We start from the raw sequence: 21,348 nt of genomic DNA on the forward strand, positions 1-21,348 counted from the left end.
GCCGTGCGCCTCCTGCTGATGTCAGACACCCATCTGCCCCGGCGCGCCAAGCGGCTCCCGGACGAGCTGCTGGCCGAACTCCCGCGTGCGGACGTGGTGTTCCACGCCGGGGACTGGGTGGACGCCGCCACGCTCGATCTGCTGGAGAGCCGCAGCCGGCGGCTGATCGGGGTGTACGGCAACAACGACGGGCCCGAGCTGCGCGCGCGCCTGCCCGAGGTGGCGTACGCCGAACTCGGCGGTCTGCGCTTCGGGGTGGTGCACGAGACGGGGGCGGCGCAGGGGCGCGAGGCCCGTTGTGCCGCCCGTTTCCCCGACCTCGACGTGCTGGTCTTCGGGCACAGCCACATCCCCTGGGACAGCACCGCGCCCGGCGGGCTGCGGCTGCTCAACCCCGGTTCGCCGACCGACCGCCGCCGCCAGCCCCACCGCACCTACCTGACGGCCGAGATCCGGGACGGGGCGCTCGCCGAGGTGACCCTGCATCGGCTGCCGTGACGGTAGCCCGCGTGCGATCATCACCGGATGATCTCCAGCGCAGGGATACCCGACGTCGTACCCGCGGGCCGCATGGCCGACGGCGGGCAGCCCGTGCTCGATCTCGCCGAGGGCCTGGAGCTGCGGCCCTGGCGCCCGGACGACGCCGGTGTGCTGCTCGGTGCTGCGCGGGACCCGGCGATCCGGCAGTGGAACCTGTTCACCGTGGCCGACCACGCCGACGCCCGGCAGCGGATCGCCCGGATGCACGAGCGGTGGCGGGGCGAGACCGGTGCCGTGTGGGCCATCGCCCGCTCCGGCGGCGCCGCGATCGGACTCATCGGGCTCAACGACATCGACCTCGCGGGTGGCGCCGCCGAACTCGTCTACTGGCTGCTGCCCGAGGCACGCGGCGCGGGCCTCGCCGTCACCGCGACCCGGCGCCTGGCCCGCTGGGCCCTGGACGACCTGGGCCTGCACCGGCTGCGGCTGTGCCACTCCACCCGCAACCCCGCCTCCTGCCGGGTCGCCGAGAAGGCCGGCTTCACCGCCGAGGGCACGATGCGCGGCGCGCTGCTGCACGCGGACGGGTGGCACGACCAGCATCTGCACGCACGGGTGGCCGGGGACCCCGAGTAGGCGTGGCCCGGCCGTCTCCCGTACGAGCCGAGGCCGCTTCCGGCAAGACGCGCGCACCGCCGTTCACGGTGGGGCCCGCGCGCGGTGGCTGTCGGCTCGGCCGGTGCCCGCGCGGGCCGTCTCTCGGGGGGCGTCCGGGATCGCGGGAGCCCCCGTCGGCGGACCTCATCCGCGCCGTCTGCGCCCGTGCCCCCGCCGGCGTCGCCGCAGCCGCAGCACCGCCACGACCAGCGCGGCGAGGGCCGCCGCGATCGGTGCCGCGCGTTTGGCCAGGGGCACCCCGGCGGTGCGCAGGAGGTCCAGCGGGGGTGGCTCCTCCCCGGCGCGCCGTGCCTCGGGCGCTCCCGCCCTCCCGGCTCCCGCCGCCTCTCCGGCTCCGGCCGCTGCCCCGGCTCCCACCGCCTCCTCGCCCGCCCCCGCCTCCCCGGCGGCCGCCCCCGGCCGCTCCACCAGCCGGGCGGCCAGGCAGTCGGCGAACTGGCCCACCAGCCGGTCGCCCACCTCTGCCAGTACCCCGCGCCCGAACTGCGCGGGCCGCCCCGTCACCGTGAGGTCGGTCCGCACCGACACCGCCGTACCGCCGTCCCGCTCGGTCAGCGTGCCGGTGACCGTCGCCCTGGCCGTGCCCTGCCCGCGCGTCTCCCGGCCGGTCGCCACCAGCACCATCCGGTGCGACCCCGCGTCCTGCTCCTCGAACACCGCCGTACCGCGATACGTCACCGTCACCGGGCCGACCTTGACCTTCACCGAGCCGGTCACGGTCCTGCCGTCGTACTCCTCCACCACCGCGCCCGGCAGGCACGGCGCGACCCGCTCGATGTCGAGCAGCGCGGGCCAGGCCCGATCGACCGGCACCGGAACGGTGAACTCGTGGTGCAGCTCCATGACGTGCTCCTTGCGAATCAGGCATCAGGACTCAGGCATCAGGACTCAGGAATCAGGCATCAGGGATCAACTTCAGCCCCTGCCACCGGCACCGCCCCCGTACCGACCCACGCCTTCGGCACCGCACCGGCCTGCGCCCCGCGCACCACCGCCGCGAGCCGCTCCAGCGCCGCCAGGCTGTGCCCCTCGACGAACTCGTCCACGCTCGGCAGCGCCGCCGCCATCCCCGCGGCCGTCGGCGCGTAACCCGGGCGCGCCTTACGGGGGTTGGCCCAGACGACCCGGTGCGCCAGCGCGTGCAGCCGGCGCATCTGGGTGCCCAGCAGCGCGGGATCGTCGCGCTCCCAGCCGTCGGACAGCAGCACCACGACCGCGCCGCGCGCCATGCCCCGCTGCCCCCACCGGTTCAGGAACTCGCGCAGCAGCTCGCCCAGCCGGGTGCCGCCGCGCCAGTCGGGCACCGCCGCCGCGACCGCCGCCATCGCCAGGTCCGGGTCGCGATGGGAGAGTTCGCGCGTCACCCGGGTGAGCCGGGTGCCGATGGTGAAGACCTCCGTACGTCCGCCCCGTACGGCCGCGTGGGCGAAACGCAGCAGCGCGTCGGCGTACGGCGCCATCGAACCGCTCACGTCCACCAGCAGCACCACCCGGCGCGGCCGGTCCACGCGGGCGTGCCGGCGCAGCCGGGCCGGTTCGCCGCCGCGCCGCAGCAGTTCGCGCACGGTACGGCGCGGGTCCACCTCCCCGCGCCGCGCGGGCCGCCGCCGGGCCGACCGCCGCGCCTCGCCGCGCAGCGCGAACGCGGCGAGCAACCGTTGGAGCTGGGCCCGCTCCCCGGCGTCCAGCGCGGCGACGTCACGGTGCCGCAGCACCTCGGTGGAGCTGGCGAGCGCGGCGGTGGGCGGGCCCGACGGGTCGCGCGCGCCAGGGGTACGGCCGCCGTCCGGCACGTCCCTCGCGCGCAGCCGCGGCCGGGGCGGGGCAGGGGCGCGCACCGTCGGCCGCGCGGGTGACCCCTCGGCGGCACCGAAGTAGGCGGCGAACACCCGCTCGTACCGCTCCAGATCGTCCGGCCCGCCGCACAGTGTCGCCCGCCCCGCCGCGTACACATCCGCCCGCACACCGGGCCGCAGCACGGACACCGCCCGCAGGAAGGCGTACATCCGCTCGGCGCTCGCGTCGACTCCCGCCGCGCGCAACGCCCGTACGAATCCGAGCAGTACGGCGTCGGCCCCCGCCGGTCCCGAACCCGGGACCCCGGCCTCCCGTGCCTCCTCCCGCCCGTCGCCGGTCACCGCGCTCACACTCCCCGCGCCGCCAGCACCGCGGCCAGGTCGAGCCCCCTGGCCCGGTCCATGTCCTCCCGGTACTTCAGGACGGAACCCAGTGTGGAGACGGCGAGTTCCGCGTCGACCTCCGTGGCGCCCAGCGCGTCCAGCGCCTCGGCCCAGTCGATGGTCTCCGCGACACCCGGGGGTTTCACCAGGTCCGCGCCGCGCAACGCCTGCACGAGCGCGGTGACCTGCTCGGCGAGGCGCGCCGACACCGCCGGCAACCGGCGGCGCACGATGGCGAGTTCACGGGCGAAGCCGGGATGGTCGAACCAGTGGTACAGGCACCGCCGCTTCAGCGCGTCGTGCACCTCGCGGGTCCGGTTGGAGGTGAGGACGACCACCGGTGGCACCTCGGCCCGCAGCGTGCCCAGCTCCGGGATCGTCACCGCGTACTCGGACAGCAGCTCCAGCAGGAACGCCTCGAACTCGTCGTCGGCCCGGTCGATCTCGTCCACCAGCAGTACCGACGGCTGTGTCTGCAACGCCTGGAGCAGCGGCCGGGCGACGAGGAAGCGCCGGTCGTACAGCTCGCTCTCCAGCCGGTCCGCGTCCCTGACGCCGGCCGCCTCCGCCGCCCGCAGATGCAGCAGTTGACGCGGGAAGTCCCAGTCGTACAGGGCCTGCGAGGCGTCGATGCCCTCGTGGCACTGCAACCGGATCAGCGGTGCGTCCAGTGCCTCGGCGAGGGCGGAGGCGAGCGCGGTCTTGCCGACGCCCGCGTCGCCCTCGCAGAACAGCGGCCGGTGCAGCCTCAGTGCCAGGTAGCAGGTGACGGCCAGCCCCTCGTCGACGAGGTACCCCGTCTCCTCCAGGCGGGCCCGCACCTGCTCCGGGCCGTCCATCCGGGTGATCGGTGTTCACCCCATCCCGGCCGCGGTCAGCACCGCTCGCTTGGTCAGCACCTGTGCCAGGTGCGTCCGGTAGTCGGGCGAGGCCGACGTGTCCTGCCCCGGCTGCGCGCCCTCGGCCGCCGACCGCGCCGCCCGCACCACCGCGTCCGGCCCGTCGGCACCGGCCAGCGCCGACTCCGCCGCGGCCGCCCGCAGCGGGGTCGTGCCCATGTTGGTCAGGCCGACCCGCGCCTCGGCGATGCGCCCGTTCTCCCGCCGCACCATCGCCGCGACGCCGACGATCGCCCAGGACTGCGCCACCCGGTGGAACTTCTCGTAGTGGAAGCCCCAGCCGTCCGCCTTCGGCACCCGCACCTCCACCAGCACCTCGTCAGGGGCGAGGGCGGACTGGAGGTAGTCGACGAAGAACTCCCGGGCGGGGACGGTGCGTCGGCCGTTCGGACCGGCCGCCACCAGTTCGCCGTCCAGCGCCAGGACGACCGCGGGCAGATCGCCGGCCGGATCGGCGTGCGCCAACGAGCCGCCGAGCGTGCCCCGGTGGCGGACCGCCGGGTCGGCGACGGTGGCCGTGGCGGCCGCCAGCAGCCCGGCGTGGCGGCGCACCAGCGGATCGCGGATCACGTCGTGGTGCGTCGTGAGCGCGCCGATGACCAGCGCGTCACCGTCCTCACGCACCCCGCGCAGGCCGGGGATCCGGCCCACGTCCACGACGAGTTCGGGGAAGGCGAGACGCAGCCGCAGCAGCGGCAGCAGGCTCTGCCCGCCGGCCAGCACCTTCGCCTCGTCGCCCGCCTCGCCGAGCAGCCGTACGGCCTCCTCGACGGTCTTCGGACGGGCGTACTCGAATGCCGGGGGAATCATGCCGTCGCCTCCCTCACCGTGCGCCACACCCGTTCGGGGGTGCAGGGCATCCGTACGTCGTCGACGCCGAACGGCCGCAGCGCGTCCACGACGGCGTTGACCACGGCGGGCGTCGAGGCGATCGTCCCGGCCTCCCCGACCCCCTTGACCCCGAGCGCGTTGGACGACGCGGGAGTCTCCGTCCGGTCGGTCACGAACTCCGGCAGGTCGGCGGCCGAGGGCACGAGATAGTCGGCCATGCTGCCGGAGACGAGGTTGCCCTCGTCGTCGTAGACGGCCTCCTCGTACAGCGCCTGCGCGATGCCCTGCGCGAGCCCGCCGTGCACCTGCCCCTCCACGATCATCGGGTTGACCACATGGCCGACGTCGTCCACGCAGACGTACGACCTGATCCTCGTGTGCCCGGTCTCCGTGTCGACCTCGACCGCGCACAGGTGGGTGCCGTGCGGGAAGGAGAAGTTCTCCGGGTCGACCACGTGTTCGGCGTTGATGGACGGTTCCACGCCGTCGGGCAGGTCGTGGTTGGTGAACGCCTCGAAGGCGATCTCCTGGATGGACCTGCGCGCCTCCGGGGAGCCCTTCACGGAGAACACGCCGTCCCGGAACTCCAGGTCCTGCTCGCTCGCCTCCAGCAGGTGTGCGGCGACCTTGCGGGCCTTTCGGACCACGGTGGTCGCCGCCCGGTGCACGGCCTCGCCGCCGACGGCCAGCGACCGCGAGCCGTAGGTGTCCATGCCCTGCGGGGAGGACCTGGTGTCGCCGTGCAGCACCTCGACGTCCTCGAACGGCACGCCGAGCACGTCCGCCGCGATCTGGCTCCAGCAGGTCTCGTGACCCTGCCCGTGCGGGCTGGTGCCGGTGACCACCTCGACCTTGCCGGTGGGCAGCATCCGGATGCTCGCCGCCTCCCAGCCGCCCGCGCCGTACCTGAGGTCGCGCAGCACCCGGCTCGGTGCCAGTCCGCACATCTCCGTGAACGTGGACACGCCGATGCCGAGGCGGACCGGGTCGCCGCGCTCGTTGCGCTCGCGCTGCTCGGCGCGGAGTCCGTCGTAGCCGAACAGGCTCAGGGCCTTCGCGGTCGCCGCCTCGTAGTCGCCGCTGTCATAGGTCAGTCCGGCGATCGTGGTGTACGGGAACTCCTCGCGCCGGATCCAGTTGCGGCGCCGCAACTCCACCGGGTCCAGGCCCAGTTCGGCGGCCAGCTCGTCCATGATCCGCTCGATGGCGAACGTGGCCTCCGGGCGGCCGGCGCCCCGGTAGGCGTCGGTCGGGGTACGCGTCGTGAAGACGCCGGTGCAGTTGAACTCGTAGGAGTCCATCTTGTAGATCGCCGGGTACATGAACGCGCCCAGGATCGGGATGCCCGGCGTGACCAGCATCAGATAGGCGCCCATGTCCGCGATCAGGTCCACCTTCAGGCCGAGCAGCCGGCCCTCGCGGGTGGCCGCGACCTCGATGTCCTGGATCATGCCGCGCCCGTGGTGCGTGGCGAGATAGCCCTCGGACCGGGACTCGGTCCACTTCACCGGCCGCCCCAGCTTGCGGGCGACCGCGAGGGCCAGGGCCTCCTCGCCGTACACCTGGAGCTTGGAGCCGAAGCCACCGCCCACGTCCGGGGCGATCACCCGCAGCTTGTGCTCCGGGATCCCGGTGACCGTGGCCAGCATGATCCGCAGGATGTGCGGGATCTGGGTGGCCGAGTACACGGTGTACTCGCCGGAGGCGGCGAGCGGGGTGACGACGACCGCGCGCGGCTCCATCGCGTTGGGGATGAGCCGCTGCTGGTGGTAGCGCCGCTTGACCGTCACCTCGGCGCGCTCGCGCACGGCGTCGAAAGCCTCGCCGGTGGCCAGCGGCCAGGTGTAGCAGCGGTTGGTGCCCTTGTCGGAGTGGACCAGCGGGGCGCCCTCGGTCAGTGCCGCCTCCAGGTCGAGCACCGGCGGCAGCGGGTCGTAGTCGACCTCGACCGCCTCCAGCGCGTCGGCCGCCGCGTACCGGTCGCGGGCCACGACGACCGCCACCGGGTCGCCCGCGTAGCGGACCTCGTCCACCGCGATCGGCGGATGGTCGGGCAGCACGATGTCCTCGGTCACCGGCCACGCGCAGGGCAGCGAGCCGAGCCCCTCGGCGAGATCCGCGCCGCTGAACGCGGCGAGCACACCGGGGCGTTCGAGCGCGGGTGCGACATCGACGCGGGTGAGGCGGGCGTGCGCCATCGGGCTGCGCAGGATGGCCAGGTGCAGCAGCCCGGCGACCTGGATGTTGTCGGTCCAGTTGGTCTGGCCGGTGAGCAGCCGGGCGTCCTCCTTGCGCAGCCGGGAGCGGCCGACCTCCCGCCCGGCCTCGGTCTCGCCCGCCACGGCCTGCCCGGTCATGCCGTGACCTCCTCGGTGACCTGCGGTCCGGGTGTGTCCTGTGCGCGGGACGCGGGTCCCGGGCCGTCCGGCTGTCCGGACGCGGCGAGCACCGCGCGGACGATGTTCTGATAGCCGGTACAGCGGCAGAGGTTGCCCTCCAGGGCCCCGCGCACCTCCTCGGAGGTGGGGTGCGGGTTCTCCCGGAGGAGGTCGCGCGCCGCCATGATCATGCCCGGGGTGCAGTAGCCGCACTGAAGTCCGTGCCGCTCGTGGAAAGCGCGCTGGAGCGCCGTCCACTCCCCGTCCTTCGCCAGGCCCTGCACCGTCGTCACCGCGCACCCGTCCGCCTGGACGGCCAGCACCGAGCAGCTCTTGACGGTCGCGCCGTCCAGCTCGACCGTGCACGCCCCGCAGTTGGAGGTGTCGCAGCCGATCGGGGTACCGGTCAGACCGAGACGGTCGCGCAGGTAGTGGGCGAGGAGCAGCCGGGGCTCCACGTCGTCCTCGTAGGTCGTGTCGTCGACATTCACCTTGATGTGCGTCATGCGCCCTCCAGACCGTGCGGGCAGGAGTCGTTATCAGCCGGTCCGGCATGATGTAGGTCACTCTATGACCGGGGTGTGGACCCGGCGAGCGCTGCGGCACGGAGCGGTCGGGCGTGGGAGCGGCGGCGCGGGACGCCGGCGAGATCGACCGGCGGGGCGCGTCGGCGGGCACCCTCCGGGACGGTGGGGCCGGGGCGAAGCGGGCGGCGCGGGTGCCGGGCGGCGGCGGGGCGCCCAGGGGGACGAGCGGCGGGGCCGGGCGGCGCACCCGACGGTGCGTCCAGCCCGCCGCACCGGACCCGCCCGACGCCGTACGCCACGGCGAGCGAACGCGGCGGGACGTCCGTGTCCCTCTACGGCGCTGTGCCCGGCGGCTCACCGACGGCGCGGTCACCATGACCCACTCCGGCTGCTCGCCGAGGCGCCGCGCCGGACCCGCACCCGGGTGTACGAGCCGGTGCGCCGCTTCGGCCGACGGCACCGGGGGACACCCTCGGCGTGCTGCTGCCGGTGCTCGCCCGGCTCGGCGCGATCCCCGAGACCACCGGCACCAGCAGGATGGAGTACCTGCTCGACGTCACGCGGAGGACGGGGGCGGACGGCGCGGGGCCGGGCCGGAGGGGGATTCAGGCGCGGGGACGCAGGCGTTCCGGGGCCGGGGACGTCCGGGACGTTCGGCGCGCGCGATCGGGCCGGAACTGGTCTGCTGGGGGAGGGGCGGGCCGTCGTACCCGCCCTGTCAGGCACCGTACCGGGCCCGTCCGGCCGTACCCGGCGGGTCCGTGGGGAGCGGCGGCCGTCGCGCCCGTTCCCCCGCGACCCGGCCGCCTCCCGCCGCTCGCAGTCCCTTCTCCGGAGAGATCCATGAGTAGCTATCGAGTCGCCCAAGTGACCGCGGCGAACGGCACCTTCGAGCTGGTCGAGCGCGAGGTGCCGAGGCCCGGCCCCGGCCATGTGCGGATCGCCGTCGAGGCGTGCGGCGTCTGCCACAGCGACGCGCTGTTCGTCAGCGCGGCGGTGCCGGGCGTGACGTTCCCCGAGGTGCCCGGACACGAGATCGCCGGGCGGATCGAGGAACTGGGCGAGGGGGCGGGCGACCGCGGGTGGCAGGCCGGCGACCGGGTGGCCGTGGGCTGGTTCGGCGGCAGCTGCGGCCACTGCCGGGCCTGCCGCGAGGGCGACTTCATCGTGTGCGAGAACCTCAAGGTGCCGGGCTGGACCTACGACGGCGGCTTCGGCGAGCGGGTGATCGCACCCGTGGACGCCCTGGCCCGGATTCCCGACCCGCTGGCCGCGAGCGACGCCGGGCCGCTGGCCTGCGCCGGCGTGACCACGTTCAACGGGCTGCGGCGCAGCGCGGGGCGCCCGGGCGACCTGGTCGCGGTGCTCGGCCTCGGCGGGCTCGGGCACCTGGGGGTGCAGTACGCGGCCGCGATGGGCTTCGAGACGGTCGCGATCGCCCGCGGCCCCCAGAAGGCCGACTTCGCCGAGCAACTCGGCGCCCACCACTACGTCGACAGCACCGCCGCCACCCCGGTCGCCGAGGCGCTCCAAGCCCTCGGCGGCGCCAAGGTCGTCCTCGCCACGGCCGGCAACTCCGAGGCCATCTCCGCCACGGTGGACGGCCTCACCCACCGCGGTGAACTGGTCGTCATCGGCGCGGACGTCGCCCCCCTCGACATCAACCCGAACCAGCTCCTCATGGCGGGGCGCGTGGTCCGGGGCCATCCCTCCGGGACCTCGCGGGACATCGAGGACACGATGGCCTTCAGCGTCCTGCACGGCATCCGGCCGATGACGGAGAAGGTGCCGCTCGGGGAGGCGGATGCGGCGTACCGGAAGATGATGTCGGGGGGCGCGAGGTTCCGGATGGTGCTGACCACCGGCTGAGCGGGTGACGGTGAGGGGGCGACTCCGGCCGTCAGGGTGGAGCCACGGGGGTCGGGGGCCCGGTTCCGGACGGTGGTCGGCCGGCGCTCGGTGCCGGCGCGCGTGACCCGGTCCGGCTCCTCAGGCCGCCTCGGTCCCCCCGGCCGCGGCCTCCGCCGCCGTCACCGTCTGTTCCAGCAGCGTGGCGATCGTCATCGGGCCGACGCCGCCCGGCACCGGGGTGATCAGCGAGGCGCGCTCGGCGGCCGAGTCGAAGTCGACGTCGCCGATGTTCCCGGCGTTGTAGCCGGCGTCGATCACGACCGCGCCGGGCTTGATGTCCTGCCCCCGGATCAGCCGGGGCCTGCCGACCGCCGCGACGACGATGTCGGCCTCGCGGACCGCCGCCGACAGATCCCGGGTGCGCGAGTGGCAGTACGTGACCGTCGCGTCCCTGGCCAGGAGCAGCATGCCCACGGGCTTGCCGAGGATCGCGCTGCGGCCCACCACCACGGCCCGCTTCCCGGCCGGGTCGACGCCGTACTCGTCCAGCAGCCGCAGGATGCCGCCCGGTGTGCAGGAGACGAAGCCCGGCAGGCCGAAGCTCATGGTGGCGAAGGAGGCGAAGGTGACCCCGTCGACGTCCTTCTCCGGCGCTATCGCCTCGAACGCGGCCCGCTCGTCGACGTGGTCGCCCACCGGATGCTGGAGCAGGATTCCGTGCACCGTCGGATCGGCCGACAACTCCCGCAGGGTGCCCACGAGTTCGGCGGTGGTCGTGGTGGCGGGCAGGGCCACGTGCCGGGAGGTGATGCCCGCTTTGCGGCAGCGGTTCTGCTTCATCCGGACGTACGTCACGGATGCCGGGTCCTCGCCGACCAGCACGGTCGCGAGGCAGGGCGCGACGCCGGTGCGCGCGGTGAGTTCCGCGGCCCTGCGCGCGGTGTCCTCGATGATGTGGCGGGCGAGGGCGGTTCCGTCCATGAGACGGGCCTGGGTCATGCGGCACACTCCTGAGCTGGATCGATTCTCTCGCCCAGGCGCGCGGCAACCACCATGGACCGCTCCCCGGTGGTTCTCCACCTCAGCGCCAGTCACGGCCGGGTACAGCGTAACCGAGCCACGCACGGGCCGAGCCCCCGGCTTCCGACGCCCACCCCGTGAGCGCGAGCCGAGACCGGCCTCACCTCAAGTCCCGGCCGTCCCCGCCGTGTCGCGACGGCCGCCTCACCGCGTCCTGCCGCGCCGAAGGGGCCGAAGACACCGAAGGCGCGGAGCCCGCGGCACCGCGGTACGCGGCCGCACCCGCACCGCCTTCAGCGCCGACCGCACCACCGCCGTCGTCACCGGCACACGCGCCGCCGAGATCGGCCCCCGTCGCCGCGGCCGCGCCCGTCCCGCCACCGCTCGGGCCGAGAAGGTCCAGGTCAGCCGCGAGCTGACCTGGATTCCGGCGAACCTCCCGCCTACTCGTCCCATGCCTGGATCAGTATCTGCTCGGCGATCTTCCCGTCCCGCAACGTGATCATGGACTCGGCGAGGACGCGGGTGCCGTCCCCGTACTGGCAGGACTCGGTGAACGCGGCGTGGTCGCCCTGCACCACGCACCGTTCCAGCTTGTGGATCATGTCGCGGCGGTAGACGTCGTCGAGCATCTCGGCGATCTCGCCGCGGCCGTGCAGGATCTTGGGGTGGCTGGGCTGGGTGTTGCGGTCGACGATGCGGATCTCCGCGTCGTCCGCGTACAGGGCCAGCAGCGTGTTCCCGGTGTTCCCCTCGATGCCTCGGCGCAGTGTCTCGGTGTCGAAGCCAGAGCCTGTCGCGGTGCCCATGGTGACCTCCTTCAGGCGCTCGCGGCCCGGCGGACCGTGCGGGCCCCGTCTTCGAGAGTCCTCCGGCCCGGCGGCCTCGGCAAGCGCACGGGACGCGCTCCACCTCACGAGTGAGCGGCGGCCGCCGCCCGTGTCCGGCCGGGGGGCGCGGGCGTTGCTGAGAGCATGATCTCAACACGCCGTATCGTCGCCGTCCTCGGTCTCGCCGCCGGGGTCACGGGCCTGGCCGCGCCCCTCGCCAACGCGGCAGACGCGAGCGCCACGCACACCGGGCGGATCAACCCCATGACCACGCTGGACACGCTCGCCGCCAGCGGTCTCCCGGCCGCACAGCAGGCGGAGATGCCCGCGGTCTCCGAGCAGCTCAAGGCCCTGAACCAGGTCAGCGAGCTGAACAAGCTCAGTGAACTCCACCAGGTCACGGACATCGTGGCACCGGTCACGGGCCTGCTGCCGGCCGTACAGGCCTGAGCCGGCGCCTCACGCCGGCGCGCTCCCGAGTCCCGGCCCGCTGCCCGCGTCCAGCACCGCCCAGTCCCTGGCCACGGCGTAGGCCGAGCCCGGGTCGGCGGCGGTGCCGGGCGGGAGGCATCCGGGGAGCGCGCGGGTGAGGGTGTCCCCGGGGCCCAGCTCCAGCCAGGTGCGCACCCCGTCCCGGTGCAGCAGGGCGGCCACGTCCGCGAACCGCCGGGTCGGCGGGCCCGGCAGCCAGAACCCCGGCTCGGTGGTCTCGGCGGTCACCGGGCGGGCGGTGACGTCGGAGACGAGGGGGAGCCGCGGCGGACAGGGACGGAGCGCGGCGAGCGCACGGCCGCAGGCGGCGAGGGCCGACCGCGGTGGCGCCTCGCCCGGGGCGCCGTCCGGCAACCGGGCCAGCGCCCCGACCGCATGGCAGGCGTCCGCGAGGGAGAAGACCCCGGCGGCGTACGCGGCGGCCATCCGCCCCGCCGTATGCCCGAACAGCACATCGGGCCGCACGCCCCAGCTCCGCAGCAGCCGGTACTGCGCCACCTGGAGCGCGAAGAGCGCGGGGCCGGCGAACGGCGCCCGCCCCAGCAGCGCCGACGTCCGGGTGCCGGGGTCCGCGAACATCACACATTTCAGGGGCAGTTCGAGATACGGATCGAGGCGCGCGCACAACTCGTCCAGCGTCTCGGCGAACAGTGGTTGAGCCGCCGCGAGTTCACGACCCATCCCGGGGCGCGACGAGGCGCCGGCCGAGAACAGGAATGCGATACGTCCCTTACGGCCATCGGCGAACATGCCTCCATGCAGACACGACCGGGTAAGGGCACACACCAGGCGGATTCCCGCACCCCGCAAAGGAATTGCCATCATCGAACGTCGTCGTGCGGACGCGCTCTTGCGTAATTCACAAGCATTCCCCGGGTCATGGACCGCATCGCCCCGTCGAGCCGCCGCCAGGTGCCCCTGCGCGCCGGGGACAGGGGCGCCGACGGCGAGGTCGGGCCTGGGCGGGTGACCGAGGAGTCGTCGCCGGGGAGGCCACCGGACGGCGGCGTGGGGCCCGGCCCCGGCTCGCGCCGGATCGGGCGGCGCGGGGCTCCGCCGGCCCTCGGCGGGGACGAGGCCCCGCGCGTACGACACGGTGGGCGCGGCGGTCAGGTGGCACGCGGCGGTACCGGCGCCGGTGGCTCCGAGCCGGAGGCTCCCCGCGCGGCCGCCCCTTCCGGAGCCGCCGGAGGCAGCCGTGCGCCCGGCGGAGGAGCCCGGCGGAGGCGGCCGTCGGGGGAAGGCGCGGACGCGGCGGAGCGGCGGAGCCGAGGCGTCTCCGGGCGCCGCCGAAGACCGGCCGACGGCCCTCGTGCGCGGCCGACGGGGGCGAGCGCCGCGTCGGCGACAGCGAGGGCGAAGTTCCTGGTCAGGCAGGTACACACGGTGGTGCGTCCCCGTGGGATCGGGTGACTCGGTGACGCTCACGAACCTGCCGCCCACCCCCGGCGTCCCGCTGATGAACGGCCGCCGGAGCCGAACCGCCGCGTCCGTGGCTGCCCCCCGGGGGAAAGATCCACGATCACCGCCGTGGCCCGTCCCGCCGCCGATCGGACGCGCGTAGGGTCTGCACCGTCAGCACTCGATGGAAGGAACCAGACCATGGCGCAGGAAGTACGCGGCGTGATCGCACCGGGCAAGAACGAGCCCGTACGAGTCGAGACGATCGTGGTGCCGGATCCGGGGCCGGGCGAGGCCGTCGTACGCGTCCAGGCCTGCGGTGTCTGCCACACCGATCTGCACTACAAGCAGGGCGGCATCTCCGACGACTTCCCCTTCCTCCTCGGCCATGAGGCCGCCGGTGTCGTGGAGTCGGTCGGCGACGGCGTCACCGAGGTGGCGCCCGGCGATTTCGTGATCCTCAACTGGCGTGCGGTGTGCGGCAATTGCCGGGCCTGTCTGCGTGGCCGCCCCTGGTACTGCTTCAACACCCACAATGCGAAGCAGAAGATGACCCTCGCCTCCACCGGCCAGGAACTCTCTCCGGCCCTCGGCATCGGCGCGTTCGCCGAGAAGACCCTCGTCGCCGCCGGCCAGTGCACCAAGGTCGACCCGTCCGTCTCCCCGGCGGTCGCGGGCCTGCTGGGCTGCGGCGTGATGGCGGGCATCGGCGCCGCCATCAACACCGGCGCGGTCGGCCGGGGCGACTCGGTCGCCGTCATCGGCTGCGGCGGCGTCGGTGACGCGGCCATCGCGGGCGCCGCCCTCGCCGGCGCGGCGAAGATCATCGCCGTGGACATCGACGACCGCAAGCTGGAGAAGGCCCGCGCCCTGGGCGCCACCCACACCGTCAACTCCCGGCAGAACGACCCGGTCGAGGCCGTCCGCGAGCTGACCGGCGGCTTCGGCGCCGACGTCGTCATCGAGGCGGTCGGCCGCCCGGAGACGTACAAGCAGGCCTTCTACGCCCGCGACCTCGCCGGCACCGTCGTCCTCGTCGGCGTGCCCACCCCCGAGATGAAGCTCGAACTGCCCCTGCTGGACGTCTTCGGCCGCGGCGGCGCCCTGAAGTCCAGCTGGTACGGCGACTGTCTGCCCTCCCGCGACTTCCCGATGCTCATCGACCTGCACCTGCAAGGCAGGCTGCCGCTCGACGCGTTCGTCACCGAGACCATCCGACTGGACGAGGTGGAGAAGGCGTTCGAGCGCATGCACCAGGGCGACGTGCTGCGCTCGGTGGTGGTGCTCTGATGACCGCCCGTATCGAACGCCTCGTCACCTCGGGCCAGTTCACCCTCGACGGCGGCACCTGGGACGTCGAGAACAACGTCTGGATCGTCGGCGACGACCATGAGGCGATCGTCATCGACGCCGCCCATGACGCCGAGGCCATCGTCCGGGCCGTCGGCGACCGGCGGCTCACCGCCATCGTGTGCACGCACGCCCACAACGACCACATCGACGCGGCGCCCGAACTGGCCGACCGCACCGGCGCGGTCATCTGGCTGCACCCCGACGACCTGACGCTGTGGCGGATGACCCACCCCGACCGCGAACCGGACCGGCTCCTCGTGGACGACCAGGTCATCGAGGCGGCCGGCGCCGACCTCACCGTGCTGCACACCCCCGGGCACGCGCCCGGCGCGGTCTGCCTCTACGACCCCGGCCTCGGCGTCGTCTTCACCGGCGACACCCTCTTCAAGGGCGGCCCCGGCGCCACCGGCCGGTCCTTCTCCCACTTCCCGACGATCATCGAGTCCATCCGGGAGAAGCTGCTCACCCTCCCGCCCGAGACCGAGGTCCTCACCGGCCACGGAGACTCCACCACCATCGGCGCCGAGGCTCCCCATCTGGAGGAATGGATCAGACGCGGGCACTGAGCCCCGGCCTGTGCACAGGGTCACGGTCATGACCACGAACACGGTCGTGGCCCTGCGCGGCACCCGCGTCCTGCGCCGCGCTCCCGACGGCCCGCCGCTGGACGGCGAGAGCACGGCGCTGGACCTGATCGGCGACGTCTACGGGCAGGACGCCCCGTTGGTCGAGGTGCCCGTGGCGCGGATCGCGGAGGATTTCTTCCCGCTGCGGTCGGGCGTCGCGGGCGCCGTGGTCCAGAAGTTCGCGAACCACCGGGTGCGGCTCGCCCGACAGGGGTTCCGCGCCGCGAAACCCGACAGAAGATGTCCGGCTTCTCCGTGACGCTGAGGGGCGACAGCACACGCACGGCGCACGGGAGGCCGGACATGTCAGAACCGCTCGAAGGCAAGGTCGCACTGGTCGCGGGGGCGACCCGGGGCGCCGGACGGGGCATCGCCGTCGAACTGGGCGCGGCCGGCGCCACCGTTTACGTCACCGGCCGCAGCACCCGCGCCCGGCGCTCCGAGTACGACCGCCCCGAGACCATCGAGGACACCGCCGACCTCGTCACCGCGGCCGGCGGCCACGGCATCGCGGTACCCGTCGACCATCTGCGGCCGTCCGCCGTACGCGACCTGGTGGACCGCATCGCGGACGAACAGGGCCGCCTTGACGTCCTCGTCAACGACATCTGGGGCGGCGAGAAGCTCTTCGAGTGGGACACCCCCGTCTGGGAGCACGACCTCGACAACGGGCTCAGACTCCTCCGCCTCGCGATCGAGACCCACGCCGTCACCAGCCACTTCGCGCTTCCGCTGCTGCTGCGCCGGCCCGGCGGCCTGGTCGTGGAGGTCACCGACGGCACCGCCGCCTACAACCGGGACACCTACCGGGTGAACTTCTTCTACGACCTCGCCAAGAGTGCCGTCCTGCGCATGGCCTTCGCCCTGGGCCATGAGCTCGGTCCGCGCGGCGCCACCGCCGTCGCCCTCACCCCCGGCTGGATGCGCTCGGAGCTGATGCTGGAGCTGTACGGCGTCCGCGAGGACAACTGGCGCGAAGTCCTCGACCGCGAGCCGCACTTCGCCATCTCGGAGACCCCGCGCTTCACCGGCCGGGCGGTCGCCGCGCTGGCCGCCGACCCCGCCGTGGCCCGCTTCAACGGGCAGTCCCTCTCCAGCGGCGGCCTCGCCCGGGAGTACGGCTTCACCGACCTCGACGGCAGCCGCCCCGACGCCTGGCGCTATCTGGTCGAGGTCCAGGACGCGGGCCGCCCGGCGGACACAACCGGCTACCGTTGACCGGGAGTTCGCGGAACACCCGGTCAGCACGGTGAAAGACCGCGCGTACGGTCGTACCGTCGCCCCATGAGCGATCACACCCGTTTCGCGGGACACGGAGTTCTCGTCACCGGGGCGGCCCGTGGCATCGGTGCCGCCGTCGCCCGGCGGCTCGCCGAGGAGGGCGGCCGGGTCCTGGTGACCGACCAGGACCTGCCCGAGGCCGAGCGGACCGCTTCGGCGCTGCGCCGACGAGGCCTGGACACCGAGGCGTTCGCATGCGACGTGGCCGACCGCGGTGCCGTGGAGGCGGCCGTGGCCCGCGCCGTCGACGCCTTCGGCTCCCTCGACGTGCTGGTCAACTGCGCCGCCCACAGCACCCCGGACGGCCCGCGCTTCGAGGACGGCTCCGACGAGTCCTGGGCGCGCGACCTCGACATCACCCTGACCGGCGTCCACCGCTGCTGCCGCGCCGCCCTGCCGCACCTGGCCGCCTCGGGACGCGGGGCGATCGTGAGCATCGGCTCCGTCAACGGCCTCCAGGACTTCGGCAACCACGGCTACAGCGCCGCCAAGGCCGGCCTCGGCTCCCTCACCCGCACCCTCGCCGGGCACGCGGCGGCCCGGGGCGTCCGGGTGAACCTCGTGGCGCCGGGGACGGTGCGCACCTCGGCGTGGGAGGGGCGCGACGACGACCTCGCGGCCGTGCGCGCCCTGTACCCGCTGGGCAGGATCGGCGAACCGGACGACATCGCCGCCGCGGTCGCCTTCCTCGCCTCCCGCGACGCCGCCTGGATCACCGGCACCACCCTCGTGGTCGACGGCGGCCTCACCGCGGTCCACACCGCCTTCCACGCGGCCCTGCGGCACCCGCGCGACTGACCGTCGTCCGCGGGGTCTCAGCGGGGGACCGGCACCGCTCCCGGGCCGCGCGTCGCGCGGCGCAACCGGCCCAGCAGTTCCCGTGCCGCCGGGCCCAGCGGCCCGCGCGTCCGCCAGGCGAGGGCCACGCGGCCGCGGGCCCGGGGGTCGGCGAGAGGAACGGTACGCAGGCCGGGGCGGGGGCCGTGGCCCGGGAGGACGGCGACCCCGAGGCCACGCGCGGCGAGGCGGGCGAGCGCGTCCGGGGTCGCGGCCTCGAACGCGACGTGCGGCCGGAACCCGGCCTCGGCGCAGAGCCGTTCCAGCACGGTCCGCGTCCCGGTCCCGCGGGGCAGAGCGATCAGCCGGTGCCCCTCCAGCGCGGCCGACGGGACGGCCTCCCCCTCGGGGTGTGCGGCCGGCAACGGGTGCTCCGGTACGGCCGCCACGACCAGCGGCACGTCGACGAACACCTCCCAGGCGAGGCCCGGCGGCGGGCACTCCTGCGCGACCCCGGCCACCGCGAGGTCCAGTTCGCCGCCGAGCAACGCGGACAGCATCCCCTGCGAGACGTCCTCCGTGAGCGTGACCTCCACCCCCGGGTGCGCCCGGTGGAAGCCGGCCAGCAGGGCGGCGAGGTCGAGTGGATGCGCCAGCGCGCCGGGCACGAGTCCGATCGCGACCCGTCCCCGCAGCAGCCCCGAGTACTCCTGGACCGTCTGCCGCACCCCCTCCACCGCCGCGAGCGCCGCGCGCGCGTACGGCAGCACGGCCTCACCGACCTCCGTCGGCCGCACGGCGCGCCCGGAGCGGTCCAGCAGCGGTTGCCCCAGCTCCCGCTCCAGCTGCCGTACCTGAGCGCTGAGTCCCGGTTGCGCGAGATGCAGTCGTTCGGCGGCCCGGGTGAAACCGGCCTCCTCGACCACCGTCACGAAGTAGCGCAGCTGCCTCAACTCCATAACGGATCATGCTAGTTCCGAGACGGATCACGTCTTGGACCTGCCGACGGGGCACCCGCATGCTGAGAGGCATGGGGAAAGCACCGGACATCGCCGCGCACATCGCCGCCGAACGACTCGAACTGGCCAATTTTCTCGATGGGTTGGCTCCCGCACAGTGGGACGCGCCCAGCCTGTGCGCGGGCTGGCGGGTGCGGGAGGTCGTGGCGCACATGTCGATGGGGTTCCGGTACCCGACGGCGAAGGTGCTGGTGGAGCTGGTCAGGGCGCGCGGCAGCCTGAACCGGATGACCGACCGGCTCGCCCGCCGGGACGCGGCCGCCCACCCGGCCCGCGACCTCGCCGGCTTTCTGCGCACCCACGCCCACCACCCCTGGAAGCCCCCGGTCGGCGGCCTGGCCGCGGCCCTCGGCCATGACGTCGTCCACGGCCTCGACGTCACCGTCGCCCTGGGCCTGGACCGCCGGGTCCCCGAGGACCGGCTGCGGATCCTCCTCGACGCGGTCGACCCGCGCGCCTTCCGGTTCTTCGGCGCCGACCTCACCGGGGTCCGGCTGTGCGCCGACGACCTCGACTGGTCCTTCGGCACCGGCGCGCCCCTGCACGGCAGCGCTCAGGACCTGTTGCTCGTCGCCTACGGCCGCCGGCTCCCCGGCGGTCGGCTCCGTGGTGAGGAAGTTCACCGTTTCGTCACGGCGTGACCAGAACCACAACCCTGGCGTGCCCGCTCGGGTCTACTTGTCCGAGATCGTGGGAATCGCGCACGAAAACACCCGCGAACCGGGGACAAGGAGAAAGCCCTCATGGGGGACATACGCAGACGAGGTGCCGTCGCACTCGGCCTGACCGGCCTGGTGGCGCCGCTCACACTCGCCCTCACCGCGGCACCGGCCCAGGCCGCGAGCTACTGCACCACCTCGACGGGCCCGTACCAGAAGCAGGTGGAGAAGTTCCTCGGCCGGCCGGTCGACGGCCGCCAGTCCACCGCGGACTGCAAGGCCATCCGCTCCTTCCAGGCCAAGCACGGCATCACGCCGACCATCGGCTACGCCGGGTCCGTCACCTGGGGTGTCATGGATCTGATGAACCAGCAGAAGGCCATCGGCAAGAACCCCAACAAGAGCGGCAAGTGCCCGGTGAACAAGGGCCGGATCGCCTGTGTGGACCTGACGCACCAGCTCAGCTGGGTCCAGGACGGCAAGAAGCTCGTCTACGGCCCCGTGCCCGTGCGCACCGGCCGGAAGGGGTACGTCACCCGCACCGGCCTGACGAAGGTCTACTGGCGTGACCTCCATCACGTCTCGACCCTCTACGACGTGCCGATGCCCTACAGCCAGTTCTTCAACGGCGGCGAGGCCTTCCACTCGGTGGGCCTGAGCATGTGGAACCCGCCGGGCTCGCACGGCTGCGTCAACATGACCCCCAAGGACGCCAAGAAGTACTGGTCGCTGCTGCGGACGGGCGACGACGTCTTCGTCTACGGCCGCAAGCCCGGCACCTGAGCGTCCGGTCGTCCGCGCGTGCTCCGCACGCGTTTCGAGCGGGTGGCGGGTCTTCGCTCACCCTCGTCCGGCGGTCCCGGTACGGCCGCCGGGTGAGGGTCGGGTGTGAACTCCCTTACACCGCTTGACACATTGACGTGATGAGTAACACGGTCCGAAATGTCCGCATCGAGGGTACTTACTCACAGCGCCTTCACTCCGATCGGCATATGCTTCACAGCATGTCCACCACTCTTGAAGCCGCCTCCGAGCGATCGGCCGCGGAGGTCAACGAGGAGATCCGGGCCCTGTGGCGCCGATCGGGCGGGACGCTGACCACCGAGCAGCGCAAGCAGTACCAGCGCCTCGTGATGGAATGGGCCGCCGCGGCCCCACGGCCGTACCGGGCGGTCTGACCTCGCGACGCGAACCCGCGACCCCGAACGGGAGTCGCGGGTCGACGGACCGTCCTCAGCCCTTGCGGGCCACCCCGCCGAACATCGCGACCTCCTCCGGCTCGGCCCCGTTGTCGTGCTCCGGGCGCCAGCGCGAGCAGGAGACCACGCCCGGCTCCAGCAGCTCCAGGCCGTCGAAGAAACGCGTCACGTCCGCGGGCGTGCGCTGGGTCAGCTTCGGCGTGCCGTGCTCGTTCCAGAACTTCACCGCCTCGTCCACGTCCGGCATCGCGGGATGCGTGACCGTGTGCGACAGCACGAGATGGCTGCCCGCCGGGAGCCGGTCCATCAACTGCCGCACCAGCCCGTACGCCTTCTCGTCCTCCTCGATGAAGATGACCACGCCGAGCAGCATCAATGCGACCGGCTCGGTGAAGTCCAGGGTCTTCGCGGCGTGTTCGAGGATCGCGTCCACATTGCGCAGGTCCTCGTCCAGGTAGTCGGTACGGCCCTCCGGCGTGCTCGTCAGCAGGGCGCGCGCGTGCGCCAGGACCAGCGGGTCGTTGTCGACGTAGACGATCCGCGACTCCGGCGCGATGCGCTGGGCCACCTCGTGCGTGTTGTCGGCGCTGGGCAGCCCGGTGCCGATGTCCAGGAACTGCCGGATGCCCGCGTCCTCGACCAGATGCCGCACGGCCCGCCCCAGGAACAGCCGGTCCGCGCGCGCGTACTCCCCGATGCCCGGGTGCAGTTGGCGGATCTGGTCACCGGCGGCCCGGTCGACCTCGTAATTGTCCTTGCCGCCGAGCCAGTAGTTCCAGATCCGCGCCGTGTGCGGCTGGCTGGTGTTGATACGGGCGCGCAGCGACACCGCCACGTCGTTGGTGGCTGCGGGGTTGTCGGTCACGT

The 21,348-nt window shown here is 73.7% G+C and carries 23 protein-coding genes and 1 riboswitch; of the genes, 12 read left to right on the forward strand and 11 right to left on the reverse strand.

Features of this window, described 5'->3' with window-relative positions; translation table 11 throughout:
• Positions 1-3 precede the first annotated feature (3 nt).
• Both ACWDD7_RS16990 and ACWDD7_RS16995 read left to right on the forward strand, forming a co-directional pair.
• Positions 4-498 carry a metallophosphoesterase family protein gene (locus tag ACWDD7_RS16990; RefSeq protein ID WP_450457873.1) on the forward strand — a complete coding sequence of 165 codons (495 nt, stop codon included), beginning with the start codon at positions 4-6 and terminating at the stop codon, positions 496-498.
• A 27-nt stretch (positions 499-525) separates the two neighbouring features.
• Positions 526-1,116: a GNAT family N-acetyltransferase gene (locus ACWDD7_RS16995; RefSeq protein WP_351867994.1), complete on the forward strand. Its 591-nt coding sequence runs from the start codon at positions 526-528 to the stop codon at positions 1,114-1,116.
• Between the two features lie 165 nt (positions 1,117-1,281).
• On the opposite strand, the gene ACWDD7_RS17000 is transcribed toward ACWDD7_RS16995, so the two are convergent.
• The 6 genes from ACWDD7_RS17000 to ACWDD7_RS17025 are packed head-to-tail and all read right to left on the reverse strand — an operon-like array spanning position 1,282 to position 7,952.
• Entirely contained in the window at positions 1,282-2,001 is a 720-nt protein-coding gene (locus ACWDD7_RS17000) for an SRPBCC family protein (RefSeq protein ID WP_450457874.1), read from the reverse strand.
• A 59-nt stretch (positions 2,002-2,060) separates the two neighbouring features.
• Positions 2,061-3,296 carry a vWA domain-containing protein gene (locus ACWDD7_RS17005; protein WP_450457875.1) on the reverse strand — a complete coding sequence of 412 codons (1,236 nt, stop codon included), beginning with the start codon at positions 3,294-3,296 and terminating at the stop codon, positions 2,061-2,063.
• 5 nt (positions 3,297-3,301) lie between these two features.
• Entirely contained in the window at positions 3,302-4,177 is an 876-nt protein-coding gene (locus ACWDD7_RS17010; protein ID WP_351868000.1) for an AAA family ATPase, read from the reverse strand.
• Between the two features lie 15 nt (positions 4,178-4,192).
• A complete protein-coding gene (locus ACWDD7_RS17015; protein ID WP_450457876.1) occupies positions 4,193-5,047 on the reverse strand; it encodes an FAD binding domain-containing protein in 855 nt (284 codons plus the stop codon).
• Positions 5,044-7,425: a xanthine dehydrogenase family protein molybdopterin-binding subunit gene (locus ACWDD7_RS17020; protein WP_450457877.1), complete on the reverse strand. Its 2,382-nt coding sequence runs from the start codon at positions 7,423-7,425 to the stop codon at positions 5,044-5,046. Before ACWDD7_RS17020 ends, ACWDD7_RS17015 begins: the two co-directional genes overlap by 4 nt.
• Positions 7,422-7,952, reverse strand: coding sequence for a (2Fe-2S)-binding protein (locus tag ACWDD7_RS17025; RefSeq protein WP_351868008.1), 531 nt, complete (start codon positions 7,950-7,952; stop codon positions 7,422-7,424). Before ACWDD7_RS17025 ends, ACWDD7_RS17020 begins: the two co-directional genes overlap by 4 nt.
• 864 nt (positions 7,953-8,816) lie before the next feature.
• Here ACWDD7_RS17025 and ACWDD7_RS17030 point away from each other — a divergent pair.
• Entirely contained in the window at positions 8,817-9,842 is a 1,026-nt protein-coding gene (locus ACWDD7_RS17030) for an alcohol dehydrogenase catalytic domain-containing protein (protein ID WP_450457879.1), read from the forward strand.
• Between the two features lie 120 nt (positions 9,843-9,962).
• Here ACWDD7_RS17030 and ACWDD7_RS17035 read toward each other — a convergent pair whose 3' ends face one another.
• Positions 9,963-10,823 carry a bifunctional 5,10-methylenetetrahydrofolate dehydrogenase/5,10-methenyltetrahydrofolate cyclohydrolase gene (locus ACWDD7_RS17035; RefSeq protein WP_450457880.1) on the reverse strand — a complete coding sequence of 287 codons (861 nt, stop codon included), beginning with the start codon at positions 10,821-10,823 and terminating at the stop codon, positions 9,963-9,965.
• Between the two features lie 25 nt (positions 10,824-10,848).
• Positions 10,849-10,929: riboswitch (ZMP/ZTP riboswitch) on the reverse strand.
• A 358-nt stretch (positions 10,930-11,287) separates the two neighbouring features.
• A complete protein-coding gene (locus tag ACWDD7_RS17040) occupies positions 11,288-11,653 on the reverse strand; it encodes a nuclear transport factor 2 family protein (protein ID WP_351868017.1) in 366 nt (121 codons plus the stop codon).
• A gap of 165 nt (positions 11,654-11,818) precedes the next feature.
• Here ACWDD7_RS17040 and ACWDD7_RS17045 point away from each other — a divergent pair, with 165 nt between their 5' ends.
• Entirely contained in the window at positions 11,819-12,124 is a 306-nt protein-coding gene (locus ACWDD7_RS17045; protein ID WP_392213411.1) for a hypothetical protein, read from the forward strand.
• 9 nt (positions 12,125-12,133) lie between these two features.
• Here ACWDD7_RS17045 and ACWDD7_RS17050 read toward each other — a convergent pair whose 3' ends face one another.
• Positions 12,134-12,916: an acyltransferase domain-containing protein gene (locus tag ACWDD7_RS17050; protein ID WP_450457881.1), complete on the reverse strand. Its 783-nt coding sequence runs from the start codon at positions 12,914-12,916 to the stop codon at positions 12,134-12,136.
• A gap of 852 nt (positions 12,917-13,768) precedes the next feature.
• Between ACWDD7_RS17050 and ACWDD7_RS17055 the strand changes: the two genes are divergently transcribed.
• The 5 genes from ACWDD7_RS17055 (at position 13,769) to ACWDD7_RS17075 (ending at position 17,625) form a co-directional block, all read left to right on the forward strand.
• Entirely contained in the window at positions 13,769-14,857 is a 1,089-nt protein-coding gene (locus tag ACWDD7_RS17055; protein ID WP_450457882.1) for an S-(hydroxymethyl)mycothiol dehydrogenase, read from the forward strand.
• Positions 14,857-15,486, forward strand: a complete 630-nt coding sequence (locus ACWDD7_RS17060) for an MBL fold metallo-hydrolase (RefSeq protein WP_351868028.1) — start codon at positions 14,857-14,859, stop codon at positions 15,484-15,486. The genes ACWDD7_RS17055 and ACWDD7_RS17060 overlap by 1 nt, the downstream gene beginning before the upstream one ends.
• Positions 15,487-15,514: 28 nt before the next feature.
• A complete protein-coding gene (locus ACWDD7_RS17065; RefSeq protein ID WP_450457883.1) occupies positions 15,515-15,805 on the forward strand; it encodes a DUF4180 domain-containing protein in 291 nt (96 codons plus the stop codon).
• 44 nt (positions 15,806-15,849) lie between these two features.
• Complete coding sequence (locus ACWDD7_RS17070; protein WP_351868033.1) at positions 15,850-16,764, forward strand: SDR family oxidoreductase; 915 nt, start codon at positions 15,850-15,852, stop codon at positions 16,762-16,764.
• Positions 16,765-16,830: 66 nt separating this feature from the next.
• A complete protein-coding gene (locus ACWDD7_RS17075; RefSeq protein ID WP_450457884.1) occupies positions 16,831-17,625 on the forward strand; it encodes an SDR family NAD(P)-dependent oxidoreductase in 795 nt (264 codons plus the stop codon).
• A gap of 17 nt (positions 17,626-17,642) precedes the next feature.
• Here ACWDD7_RS17075 and ACWDD7_RS17080 read toward each other — a convergent pair whose 3' ends face one another.
• Positions 17,643-18,563: a LysR family transcriptional regulator gene (locus ACWDD7_RS17080; RefSeq protein ID WP_450457885.1), complete on the reverse strand. Its 921-nt coding sequence runs from the start codon at positions 18,561-18,563 to the stop codon at positions 17,643-17,645.
• A gap of 71 nt (positions 18,564-18,634) precedes the next feature.
• Between ACWDD7_RS17080 and ACWDD7_RS17085 the strand changes: the two genes are divergently transcribed.
• The 3 genes from ACWDD7_RS17085 (at position 18,635) to ACWDD7_RS17095 (ending at position 20,460) form a co-directional block, all read left to right on the forward strand.
• Complete coding sequence (locus tag ACWDD7_RS17085) at positions 18,635-19,264, forward strand: maleylpyruvate isomerase family mycothiol-dependent enzyme (RefSeq protein ID WP_392213402.1); 630 nt, start codon at positions 18,635-18,637, stop codon at positions 19,262-19,264.
• A 102-nt stretch (positions 19,265-19,366) separates the two neighbouring features.
• Entirely contained in the window at positions 19,367-20,065 is a 699-nt protein-coding gene (locus tag ACWDD7_RS17090) for a L,D-transpeptidase family protein (RefSeq protein WP_450457886.1), read from the forward strand.
• 209 nt (positions 20,066-20,274) lie between these two features.
• Complete coding sequence (locus ACWDD7_RS17095; protein WP_085568129.1) at positions 20,275-20,460, forward strand: hypothetical protein; 186 nt, start codon at positions 20,275-20,277, stop codon at positions 20,458-20,460.
• A 55-nt stretch (positions 20,461-20,515) separates the two neighbouring features.
• Here ACWDD7_RS17095 and ACWDD7_RS17100 read toward each other — a convergent pair whose 3' ends face one another.
• A complete protein-coding gene (locus tag ACWDD7_RS17100) occupies positions 20,516-21,346 on the reverse strand; it encodes an SAM-dependent methyltransferase (protein WP_351868047.1) in 831 nt (276 codons plus the stop codon).
• Positions 21,347-21,348 lie beyond the last annotated feature (2 nt).

It is taken from the genome of Streptomyces sp. NPDC001056 (assembly GCF_053598955.1).

What these genes read in the sequence shown, in the direction of transcription:
- ACWDD7_RS17065 (WP_450457883.1), top strand. Translation starts at nt 15,515, where the DNA reads ATGACCACGAACACGGTCGTGGCCCTGCGCGGCACCCGCGTCCTGCGC.
- ACWDD7_RS17070 (WP_351868033.1), top strand. Translation starts at nt 15,850, where the DNA reads ATGTCAGAACCGCTCGAAGGCAAGGTCGCACTGGTCGCGGGGGCGACC.
- ACWDD7_RS17020 (WP_450457877.1), bottom strand. Translation starts at nt 7,425, where the DNA reads ATGACCGGGCAGGCCGTGGCGGGCGAGACCGAGGCCGGGCGGGAGGTC.
- ACWDD7_RS17055 (WP_450457882.1), top strand. Translation starts at nt 13,769, where the DNA reads ATGGCGCAGGAAGTACGCGGCGTGATCGCACCGGGCAAGAACGAGCCC.
- ACWDD7_RS17040 (WP_351868017.1), bottom strand. Translation starts at nt 11,653, where the DNA reads ATGGGCACCGCGACAGGCTCTGGCTTCGACACCGAGACACTGCGCCGA.
- ACWDD7_RS17015 (WP_450457876.1), bottom strand. Translation starts at nt 5,047, where the DNA reads ATGATTCCCCCGGCATTCGAGTACGCCCGTCCGAAGACCGTCGAGGAG.
- ACWDD7_RS17090 (WP_450457886.1), top strand. Translation starts at nt 19,367, where the DNA reads ATGGGGGACATACGCAGACGAGGTGCCGTCGCACTCGGCCTGACCGGC.
- ACWDD7_RS17010 (WP_351868000.1), bottom strand. Translation starts at nt 4,177, where the DNA reads ATGGACGGCCCGGAGCAGGTGCGGGCCCGCCTGGAGGAGACGGGGTAC.
- ACWDD7_RS17095 (WP_085568129.1), top strand. Translation starts at nt 20,275, where the DNA reads ATGCTTCACAGCATGTCCACCACTCTTGAAGCCGCCTCCGAGCGATCG.
- ACWDD7_RS17025 (WP_351868008.1), bottom strand. Translation starts at nt 7,952, where the DNA reads ATGACGCACATCAAGGTGAATGTCGACGACACGACCTACGAGGACGAC.
- ACWDD7_RS17035 (WP_450457880.1), bottom strand. Translation starts at nt 10,823, where the DNA reads ATGACCCAGGCCCGTCTCATGGACGGAACCGCCCTCGCCCGCCACATC.
- ACWDD7_RS17075 (WP_450457884.1), top strand. Translation starts at nt 16,831, where the DNA reads ATGAGCGATCACACCCGTTTCGCGGGACACGGAGTTCTCGTCACCGGG.
- ACWDD7_RS17030 (WP_450457879.1), top strand. Translation starts at nt 8,817, where the DNA reads ATGAGTAGCTATCGAGTCGCCCAAGTGACCGCGGCGAACGGCACCTTC.
- ACWDD7_RS16995 (WP_351867994.1), top strand. Translation starts at nt 526, where the DNA reads ATGATCTCCAGCGCAGGGATACCCGACGTCGTACCCGCGGGCCGCATG.
- ACWDD7_RS17045 (WP_392213411.1), top strand. Translation starts at nt 11,819, where the DNA reads ATGATCTCAACACGCCGTATCGTCGCCGTCCTCGGTCTCGCCGCCGGG.
- ACWDD7_RS17000 (WP_450457874.1), bottom strand. Translation starts at nt 2,001, where the DNA reads ATGGAGCTGCACCACGAGTTCACCGTTCCGGTGCCGGTCGATCGGGCC.
- ACWDD7_RS17085 (WP_392213402.1), top strand. Translation starts at nt 18,635, where the DNA reads ATGGGGAAAGCACCGGACATCGCCGCGCACATCGCCGCCGAACGACTC.
- ACWDD7_RS17060 (WP_351868028.1), top strand. Translation starts at nt 14,857, where the DNA reads ATGACCGCCCGTATCGAACGCCTCGTCACCTCGGGCCAGTTCACCCTC.
- ACWDD7_RS17050 (WP_450457881.1), bottom strand. Translation starts at nt 12,916, where the DNA reads ATGTTCGCCGATGGCCGTAAGGGACGTATCGCATTCCTGTTCTCGGCC.
- ACWDD7_RS17080 (WP_450457885.1), bottom strand. Translation starts at nt 18,563, where the DNA reads ATGGAGTTGAGGCAGCTGCGCTACTTCGTGACGGTGGTCGAGGAGGCC.